This window comes from Xenorhabdus beddingii (genome assembly GCF_002127545.1).
Classification (GTDB): Bacteria; Pseudomonadota; Gammaproteobacteria; order Enterobacterales; family Enterobacteriaceae; genus Xenorhabdus; species Xenorhabdus beddingii.
In genome coordinates, this window is record NZ_MUBK01000143.1 from 1 (window position 1) to 728 (window position 728).

A 728-nucleotide genomic window follows, 5' to 3' on the forward strand; every position below is an offset into this window, starting at 1 on the left:
GTGGTAGCACAACGCTTATCCGATCACCGCTTCGCCTACACCATCACAGAACCGTATAGCGGCAAGGTGAAAACCTACCTACAGGAAGAAGTGTTGCATCTGCGCTATGCCACCGAAGACGGCTTTCTGGGGCGCTCACCTGTCACCATTTGCCGTGAAACCTTGGGCTTGGGGCTGGCACAACAGCGCCACGGTGCCAGCATCATGAAAGACGGTATGATGGCCGCCGGGGTGATTAAATCCACTGACTGGCTGGATGGGGTCAAGGGCAATAAGGCACTGGAAGCCCTCGAACGTTACAAGGGCGCCCGCAATGCGGGGAAAACGCCCATTCTTGAAGGTGGAATGGACTACCAGCAATTAGGGATGAGCAATCAGGATGCGGAATGGCTGGCTTCCCGTCGTTTCACGATTGACGATATCGCCCGCATGTTCAACGTCAGCCCGATCTTCCTGCAAGAATATTCGAACAGCACTTACAGCAATTTTAGTGAAGCATCCCGTGCTTTTCTGACCATCACCATGCGCCCGTGGCTGGCTAACTTTGAGCAACAAATCAAATCGGCCTTGCTGCTGACATCACCAACAAAAGGCATTCGCTATCAGGTTGAATTTGATACTGCTGACCTGCTGCGTGCCAATCCCAAAGAACGTTTTCAGAGTTATGAGACGGCGATTAAATCCGGTGTGATGTGCCCGAATGAAGCCCGTGAACGCGAGGGATTATC

At 52.7% G+C, this 728-nt stretch carries 1 protein-coding gene; it reads left to right on the top strand.

Annotated features, from left to right (window positions below):
- The coding region (locus Xbed_RS18920; RefSeq protein ID WP_086114326.1) for a phage portal protein at window positions 1–728 on the top strand (728 nt) is incomplete at both ends.